The sequence below is a fragment of the Rhodococcus sp. O3 genome, assembly GCF_048897285.1.
Taxonomy (GTDB): domain Bacteria; phylum Actinomycetota; class Actinomycetes; order Mycobacteriales; family Mycobacteriaceae; genus Rhodococcus.
On record NZ_JBMBTE010000002.1, the window covers coordinates 169639 to 177376 of the forward strand.

8 protein-coding genes are annotated in these 7738 nt (G+C 67.2%); 6 read left to right on the plus strand and 2 right to left on the minus strand.

Translation table 11 applies throughout. The features are described from left to right. Positions 1 to 4 precede the first annotated feature (4 nt). From ACN675_RS01790 to ACN675_RS01800, 3 genes are read left to right on the plus strand one after another with little or no spacing between them, the layout of a single operon-like run. A complete protein-coding gene (locus ACN675_RS01790; RefSeq protein ID WP_420749276.1) occupies positions 5 to 1450 on the plus strand; it encodes a carboxylesterase family protein in 1446 nt (481 codons plus the stop codon). A gap of 39 nt (positions 1451 to 1489) precedes the next feature. Next, on the plus strand, positions 1490 to 2128 hold the full coding sequence (locus tag ACN675_RS01795) for a TetR/AcrR family transcriptional regulator (RefSeq protein WP_420749277.1): 639 nt from the start codon (positions 1490 to 1492) through the stop codon (positions 2126 to 2128). After that, the gene (locus ACN675_RS01800) at positions 2125 to 2832 is read left to right on the plus strand and encodes an SDR family oxidoreductase (protein WP_420749278.1); all 708 of its coding nucleotides are present in this window, start codon (positions 2125 to 2127) and stop codon (positions 2830 to 2832) included. The genes ACN675_RS01795 and ACN675_RS01800 overlap by 4 nt, the downstream gene beginning before the upstream one ends. 44 nt (positions 2833 to 2876) lie before the next feature. On the opposite strand, the gene ACN675_RS01805 is transcribed toward ACN675_RS01800, so the two are convergent. Together ACN675_RS01805 and ACN675_RS01810 are read right to left on the minus strand one after the other, a co-directional pair. Next, the gene (locus ACN675_RS01805; protein WP_420749279.1) at positions 2877 to 3548 is read right to left on the minus strand and encodes a GntR family transcriptional regulator; all 672 of its coding nucleotides are present in this window, start codon (positions 3546 to 3548) and stop codon (positions 2877 to 2879) included. Positions 3549 to 3635: 87 nt separating this feature from the next. Then, on the minus strand, positions 3636 to 5873 hold the full coding sequence (locus tag ACN675_RS01810) for a heavy metal translocating P-type ATPase (RefSeq protein ID WP_420749280.1): 2238 nt from the start codon (positions 5871 to 5873) through the stop codon (positions 3636 to 3638). Positions 5874 to 6031: 158 nt separating this feature from the next. Here ACN675_RS01810 and purS point away from each other — a divergent pair, with 158 nt between their 5' ends. The 3 genes from purS (at position 6032) to ACN675_RS01825 (ending at position 7522) form a co-directional block, all read left to right on the plus strand. Continuing rightward, positions 6032 to 6277, plus strand: coding sequence for a phosphoribosylformylglycinamidine synthase subunit PurS (gene purS / locus ACN675_RS01815; RefSeq protein WP_420749281.1), 246 nt, complete (start codon positions 6032 to 6034; stop codon positions 6275 to 6277). Further along, positions 6274 to 6948: a phosphoribosylformylglycinamidine synthase subunit PurQ gene (purQ, locus tag ACN675_RS01820; protein WP_420749282.1), complete on the plus strand. Its 675-nt coding sequence runs from the start codon at positions 6274 to 6276 to the stop codon at positions 6946 to 6948. Before purS ends, purQ begins: the two co-directional genes overlap by 4 nt. A 133-nt stretch (positions 6949 to 7081) precedes the next feature. Then, on the plus strand, positions 7082 to 7522 hold the full coding sequence (locus ACN675_RS01825) for a nuclear transport factor 2 family protein (protein ID WP_420749283.1): 441 nt from the start codon (positions 7082 to 7084) through the stop codon (positions 7520 to 7522). The last annotated feature ends 216 nt before the right edge of the window (positions 7523 to 7738 follow it).

Consider the following 7738-nt stretch of genomic DNA (forward strand, 5'->3'; position numbering starts at 1 on the left):
CTCCGTGAGTGCGGGTACGAGGGAGTTCACGGTCGACACGGGTGTCGTCCGTGCGGAAGTCGTCGAAGGGGTCGTCGACGCCCGAGGTGTGCGGTACGGCGCACGACTCGATCGAACCGACCGTGGTTCCGCGCTGGGACCGCCGACCATCGCACAGTCGCCGCCTACCGCCTTTCCCCAGATCGGCGGGATGCTCGACGGGATACTGGGGCAGGCACTCGGTGAACTGCCCCAGCACGAGGATTCCTTCTCTCTGAGGATCCAGGCACCTGCCGACTCGGCCGGGCTTCCGGTGCTGTTGTTCGTTCACGGTGGTGGATTCACAACGGGCTCCGGCGAGTCGCGTTGGTACGACGCGCACGACCTCGTCCGCAGCGGACGGATTGTGCTTGTCACGGTCGGCTACAGGATCGGCGCGCTCGGCCACCTCGGTGGCTCGGGCGACGCCGATGCCTCGGCGCAGCCGCTCCGGGATCTCGAGGTGGCAGCGCGTTGGGTACGGGACAACATCGCCGCGTTCGGCGGCGATCCGGCCAACATCACCATTGCCGGGGATTCCGCCGGCGCGTGGTACGCGCATGCGCTGAGTGTCCTGCCGGAGACCGGAGGAATGTTCGCCCGCACGCTGCTGCTCAGCATGCCGCGCCTGGCCCCGTTGTCCGAGGACGACCACGAGGCGCGGCGCGCGGCATTCGAGGGTGCACTGGCACCGGAACAGTTCGCCACCGCTCCGGTCGAGTCGATCCTGGCCGCGCAGCGCACCACCGCGCTGAACTACCTCGGTGCGGGATTCGCCTTCGCCCCGGCGGCCGGGCCGCGGATGCCCGAATGGTTGGGGGAGCCGAAGGTGAGTGCCACTCGGCTGCACACCTCGGCGCTACTGGTGGTCACCACCGCCGAGGAGTCGGCGGCCTTCCTCAGAACACAACCTGCCGAGTCCTTCTCGCGGGAGAAGCTGGAGGACTTCGTGGCGCGCTCCTTCAGCGCTCCGGAGGCAGTGCTCGGTTACACGGCCGAGTGGGAGTCGGGATACGAGCAGATGGTGCTCGCCACGACACTGTGGCAGTTCCGATCGGTGGCGTACGACCTCGCCCGAAGTGCCACAGTTCCAACGAGACTGATGCGCCTCGATGTTCGCAGCTCCCTGGAACGGGCGTTGTCGCCACACTGCTTCACGCTCCCCTTCGTCTTCGGCGACCGCCACGCCTGGCGCGGTGCGCCGATGATGGAAGGTGTCGATCGGGACACGTTCGAGCGTGTGCGTGCGGCGTTCCGGGACGCGATCGTCCCGTTCGTGCGTGACGGTTCCGGGACCGCTCCGGTGTGGCGACCGGAGAGCCCACGACTCCTCGCTGTCGAGGAGGACGGCGCCCGTGTGGTCGCTCCCGGCGACCTCACTGTCACAGCGGTGACCGAAGGTTCGGCCGGCCGCACTGGTAGAAAGCGATAGGGATCACTTCGTGATCGCGTCGCGGTGAAAGGAGTTGAGATGGCGAGGCGTCGAGTTCATCAGTCGACCCCGGAAAACGAGCGGGCGATCCTCGATGCGGCGTTGTCCCTGGCTGTGACGGCGGGTTACGAGGGCACCACGATGTCCGAGGTGGCCAGGCTTTCCGGGCTGCCGAACGGATCCATTTACTACCATTTCGAGAACAAAGAGAAGTTGTTTGCGGAACTCATCGAGTTCTGTTTCGAAATCTGGAAGAAGGACCATACCGGTCCGACGAACCGGGACCTGCTGCGCCGTAGCATCGCCGGGTCGGCGGGTGGTTCGGCGGATCCGGAGAACAAGGCCGAGGCTTTCTGGGTCCTCGCCCTGATGTTCGCGCTGGATCGCCGCCTCGAGGACAATCTGGCGCGCAAGAAGTACCTCGAAGTCCGCAAGGAGATGTTCGAGCACATGGTGCGGCGGGTCGAACCGCTGATTCCGGCGGAGGTACTTGCCGAGGACCCGGAGTTCGGCCGCAAGATGGTCGTGCTCGGCCGTGCTCTGACCGACGGCTTCTATATCGCCGCGTGTGCAGGAGACGACGTCGACTTCGCCGAGTTCGCGGACCTGTCGGCGACCGCAGTCGAGGCGCTCATCGCGCGCCGTGCCGAACAACTGAGCAAGGAAAAGAATTCATGACGCAGAAGACAGCCGTTGTGGTCGGAGGCGGTTCGGGCATCGGTGCTGCCGTCGCCACGGAGTTGCACGAACACGGATATCGGGTGGCGATCCTGTCGCCGTCCGGACGTGGGCGCAAACTCGCCGAGGAACTCGGCGGCGTGGGGCTGGACGGGACGAACCGCTCCGAGGAGGACTTGCGGGCCGTCGTCGACCTGGCCTTGTCGGAGTTCGGCCGGATCGACACGGTCGTCAACAATTCCGGGCATGGAGCCACAGGTGGTGTGCTCGATCTGACAGACAGCGACTGGCAGGACGGTATGGAGGGCTACCTGCTCAATGTCGTTCGGATGGCGCGTGTGGTGACCCCTCATTTCCTGGAGGTCGGGGGCGGCAGCATCGTGAACATCTCCACCAGTTCGCCGTTCGAACCGAACCCTCGGTACCCGGTCTCTGCGACATTCCGGGCCGGGCTCGCTTCGTTCACCAAGCTCTACTCCGATGAGTACGGTCCCTCGGGTATCCGCATGAACAATGTCCTACCGGGGTGGACCGTCGCCGACCCCTCTGCGGTCGCGCCCGAGTGGACCCAACGCATCCCGCTGCGCAGGGCCGCCAGCACGCAGGAGATCGCTCGTGCCGTGCGCTTCCTCGCCGGCGAGGAAGCGAGCTACATCACCGGACAGAACATCCGCGTCGACGGCGGGATCACCCGCAGCGTCTGAGGTCCGTCCGGGCAGCCGTGTTCGGCGGTTGCTCTTTCGCGGGATCAGCTGAGCGACTGCGTGATGATCCTCGTGGTGAGCTCGTAGTGCTCACGCAACAGCTTCTCGGCGGTTACTGCGTCCCGGGCAAGTACGGACTCGAGGATCTCCCGGTGCTCTGCTTCGATATCGCGTGATTCTGCAGCCTGTGAGGGTGCCGTCCACTGGCGGTAGAGAACGGTGGCGTCGGCGAGGGTTGCTGCAAGGTCGATGAGTGCCGAGATACGGCACGGTTCCAAGATCTTTGCGTGGAAGTCCTGGTGGGCTTCGAGCCACTCGGGGCTGATGTGATGGGGGTCGTCGGTCTTGCGGCGAGGTGTCCGCTCCAGCCTGTGGTGGGCGCCGATCAACTCCGATTCCCAAGCAAGGCTCCCGCGCTCGATGGCGAGAGCGACGCCGAACCCCTCGATCCGGCAGCGCAGTTCGGTGAGATCGTGGAGTTCGTCCAGCGTCAACTGGGCGACGAAGAAGCCGTGATTGGGAACGAAGGAGACGAGCTGCTCGCCGGCGAGCCTGGTCAGAGCCTCGCGCATGACGGTGGTGCTGGCGCCGTACAGCTTGGAGAGCTCGCCGACCTGAAGCCTCTTTCCGGGTTCCCACCTCCCGCTCAGGAGGTCCGAGCGCAGAGCCTCCCGTGTTTGGGTGCTGAGAGAAGCCCATTTGTCTGTACGCGCCATGAGAACAATATACCGAATCCAGCAGAAAATATTATCACGTGTCTTACTTCTGCCGCCTCGTCAGCGACCGAACTTTCGAAACACTGCCTAGCGTGGTGAGAAGCGCCGCAGCCGTAGGCTGTTGCTCACCACGAACACCGAGCTGAACGCCATCGCCGCTCCCGCGATCAGCGGATTGAGCAGCCCGAGCGCGGCCAGCGGCAACGCCGCCACGTTGTAGGCGAACGCCCAGAACAGGTTTCCCTTGATGGTGCCCAGCGTGGCGCGGGCGAGCCGGATCGCGTCGGGCGCCGACGTGAGGTCGCCGCGCACCAACGTCAGATCGGATGCCTCGATCGCGACGTCGGTACCGGTACCCATGGCCAGGCCCAGGTCCGCCTGCGCAAGCGCGGCCGCGTCGTTGACACCGTCGCCGACCATCGCGACGACCCGTCCCTCCCGCTGCAGCCGTTCGACGACGGCGACCTTGTCGCCCGGCAGCACCTCCGCGATCACGTCGTCGATGCCGACCTGCGCGGCGACGGATTCGGCGGCGCGGTGGTTGTCGCCGGTGAGCAGCACCGGATGCAGACCCAGCGCCCGCAGCTCGGCGATCGCGTCCGCCGAGGTCTCCTTGATCGTGTCGGAGACGACCACGACGGCACGGATCGTCCCGTCCCACGCGACCCACACCGGGGTGCGGCCCGCGGCCTCGGCCTCGTCGGCGGCCCGGCGCAGCGATTCGGGTGCCGTCAGCGACCATTCGTCGCACAGCCAGGAGAGGCGCCCGGCCAGCACGGCGTGGCCGTCGACGACCCCGGAAACGCCCCGGCCCCCGTGGTTCTCGAAGTTCTCGACGTCGGAGAGGGTCCCGGCGCGTTCCGCGACGGCCCGCGCGATCGGGTGCTCCGACGCGTGCTCGAGCGATCCGGCGAGATGCAGTGTCTCCGTCTCGGATTCGCCGTCGGCCACGTGCACCGCGTCGACGCTCATACGACCGCTCGTCACGGTCCCGGTCTTGTCGAGCACGACCGTGTCGACGCGCCGCGTCGATTCCAGGATCTGCGGTCCCTTGATGAGGATGCCGAGCTGGGCGCCGCGTCCGGTGCCGACGAGCAGCGCGGTGGGTGTGGCCAGGCCGAGCGCGCACGGGCACGCGATGATCAGCACGGCGACGGCCGCCGTGAAGGCGGAGGAGACGGGATCGTCGGTGAACAGGACCCAGCCGGCGAGGGTGAGCAGGGACAGGCCGATCACGATCGGGACGAACACCGCCGACACCCGGTCGGCGAGACGCTGCACCTCGGCCTTGCCGTTCTGCGCCTCGGTGACCAGCCGCGCCATCTGGGCGAGCTGGGTGTCCGCGCCGATCCGGGTCGCGCGGACCTCGAGCCGGCCACCGGCGTTGACGGTCGCGCCGACGACGCTGTCGCCGGGGCCGACCTCCACCGGGACCGATTCACCCGTGAGCATCGAGGCGTCGACCGCCGAGGTGCCGGACGTGACGACACCGTCGGTCGCGACCTTCTCGCCGGGCCGTACCACGAACACGTCGCCGACCGCGAGCTGCCCGATCGGGATGCGTGTTTCGGTGCCGTTCCGCAGCACGGCGACGTCCTTGGCGCCCATGTCCAGCAGGGCCCGCAGTGCCGCGCCGGACTGCCGCTTGGCGCGGGCCTCGAAGTACCGGCCGGCGAGGATGAAGGTCGTGACCGCCGCCGCGACCTCCAGATAGATGTGCGCTTCGCCGTCGCCGGAGGGGAACAGGTCGAAGGCCATCCGCATGCCGGGCATGCCGGCGTGGGTGAACAGCAGGGCCCACAGCGACCACAGGTAGGCGGCGATCACACCGACCGAGATGAGGGTGTCCATCGTGGCCGCGCCGTGACGCAGGTTGGTCCATGCGGCGCGGTGGAACGGCAGCGCACCCCACACCACGACCGGGGAGGCGAGCGTCAGGGCGATCCACTGCCAGTTGTCGAACTGCAGCGCCGGAATCATCGACAGCAGCACGACCGGGACGGTGAGGGTCGCGGACACGATCAGCCGCTGCCGCCATGCCGCCGCCTCGTCGGGTTCGGCGGTTGCCGGGACCGGCTCGGTCCCGGCAGGCGTCGGGGCCGGGGGCAGCATCGCGCTGTAACCGGTGGCTTCGACGGTCGCCACGAGGTCCTCCGGGGCGACCTCTCCGGTGTAGCTGACCTTCGCGGTTTCGGTTGCGTAGTTGACGGTCGCGGTGACGCCGTCCATCCGGTTGAGCTTCTTCTCGATGCGGGCGGCGCACGAGGCGCACGTCATACCGCCGATCGAAAGCTCGACCTCGTGCAGGGTGTCGCCGGTGGTCATCGGCTCCTCCTTATGTGTGGACACTCCTCCTTTATACCCCCTGGGGGTATATCTGTGAAGTGCGTCGACCGGTGCCCGGTGTTCGCGGGCGTCCCGGTAAACTGCTGTTCGTCCGGTGTCCGTCCCCGGGCGCCAGCACTACTACCGAGGAGCAGCACGTGGCTCGTGTCGTCGTCGAAGTCATGCCCAAGGCCGAGATTCTCGACCCCCAGGGCCAGGCCATTGTCGGGGCGCTGTCGCGGCTGGGCTTCCCGGGCGTGTCCGACGTCCGCCAGGGGAAGCGCTTCGAGCTCGAGATCGACGGCAGCGTCGACGACGCCGAGCTCGAGAAGATCGCGGAGAGCCTGCTCGCCAACACCGTGATCGAGGACTGGACGGTGCGCCGGATCGACGGTGAAGCATGAGCCGCGTCGGAGTCATCACCTTCCCTGGCACGCTCGACGACGTCGACGCGGCCCGCGCGGTCAAGCTCGCCGGCGGTGAGGCCGTGAGCCTGTGGCACGGCGACGCCGACCTCAAGGGTGTCGATGCGGTCATCGTGCCCGGCGGCTTCTCCTACGGCGACTACCTGCGCTGCGGCGCCATCGCGCGCTTCGCGCCCGTGATGGGCAAGGTCGTCGAGGCGGCCAAGGGCGGCATGCCGGTGCTGGGTATCTGCAACGGCTTCCAGGTGCTGTGCGAGGCGGGCCTGCTGCCCGGCGCGCTCACCCGCAACGAGGGCCTGCACTTCATCTGCCGCGACCAGTGGCTGAAGGTCGAGTCGAACTCGACCGCATGGACCTCCCGCTACGAGGCCGGAGCCGAGATCCTCGTTCCCCTCAAGTCCGGGGAAGGCCGCTACCAGGCGTCGCAGGAAGTGCTCGACGAACTCGAGGGCGAAGGTCGCGTGGTGTTCCGGTACGCCGGCGACAATCCGAACGGCTCGCAGCGCGGGATCGCCGGCATCGCCTCGGCGAACGGCCGTGTCGTCGGCTTGATGCCGCACCCCGAGCACGCGACCGAGCCGCTCACCGGTCCCAGCGACGACGGTCTCGGCATGTTCTACAGCGTTCTGGACGCGGTCGTCTCCGCCTGACCGAACCCCGGTACCCCGGCGATGGGTGCCTCTCCGTCGTTCGACGACAGGGAAGCACCCATCGCTCGTTTCGGGTGCGGCGAACGTCGGCGGAAATGTTCCTCTCAATTGATGAATGTCCTATTCTCGCCTGATGGATGTTCAGGCTGTTCACGACAAGCTCGAGATCAGGGAGCTTCTCTACCGCTACGCGCGGTCCGTCGACACCAAGGACTGGGAGGCGCTCGCCTCGGTCTTCACCGACGACGCGCACCTCGACTACAGCTCCGTCGGATATCCGCCGGGCTCGCGCGACGAGGTCGTCGCGATCCTGTCCCGCGCGCTCGACGCGGTGCCCATGACGCAGCACTTCATCAGCAACATCCAGATCAGCCTCGACGGCAACCGGGCCGACGTGACCGCCATGTTCTACAACCCCATGCAACTGCCCGGCATGGACGCGCTGTCGTTCTGCGGCGGCAACTACCACCATCGCGTCGTACGCACCGCCGACGGCTGGAAGAGCGAGCACCTGGTCGAGGAGAACCTCTGGTTCGTCAATCCGCCCGCTCGGCAGAACGCTCGTCGGAACTAGAGACCCCGAAGCATGGACGAGGGGCTCCGTCGCTGTCCCGATCAGCGGCAAAGCCCCTCGTCCGAGCGCCCGGGAGCCGACCCCCCGATCGGGTCCCGGGTCGATACCGGAATCCTCCCCCAAGGCGCGGTATCGATGATCATTCTGCCCGCTTCACCCACCTGTTTCCTGAGTAGGACTACGCATCTTTGTGGTGTTTCTTCGTGGCGGCCGCAG

What these genes read in the sequence shown, in the direction of transcription:
- ACN675_RS01825 (WP_420749283.1), top strand. Translation starts at nt 7,082, where the DNA reads ATGGATGTTCAGGCTGTTCACGACAAGCTCGAGATCAGGGAGCTTCTC.
- ACN675_RS01800 (WP_420749278.1), top strand. Translation starts at nt 2,125, where the DNA reads ATGACGCAGAAGACAGCCGTTGTGGTCGGAGGCGGTTCGGGCATCGGT.
- ACN675_RS01795 (WP_420749277.1), top strand. Translation starts at nt 1,490, where the DNA reads ATGGCGAGGCGTCGAGTTCATCAGTCGACCCCGGAAAACGAGCGGGCG.
- purQ (WP_420749282.1), top strand. Translation starts at nt 6,274, where the DNA reads ATGAGCCGCGTCGGAGTCATCACCTTCCCTGGCACGCTCGACGACGTC.
- ACN675_RS01805 (WP_420749279.1), bottom strand. Translation starts at nt 3,548, where the DNA reads ATGGCGCGTACAGACAAATGGGCTTCTCTCAGCACCCAAACACGGGAG.
- ACN675_RS01810 (WP_420749280.1), bottom strand. Translation starts at nt 5,873, where the DNA reads ATGACCACCGGCGACACCCTGCACGAGGTCGAGCTTTCGATCGGCGGT.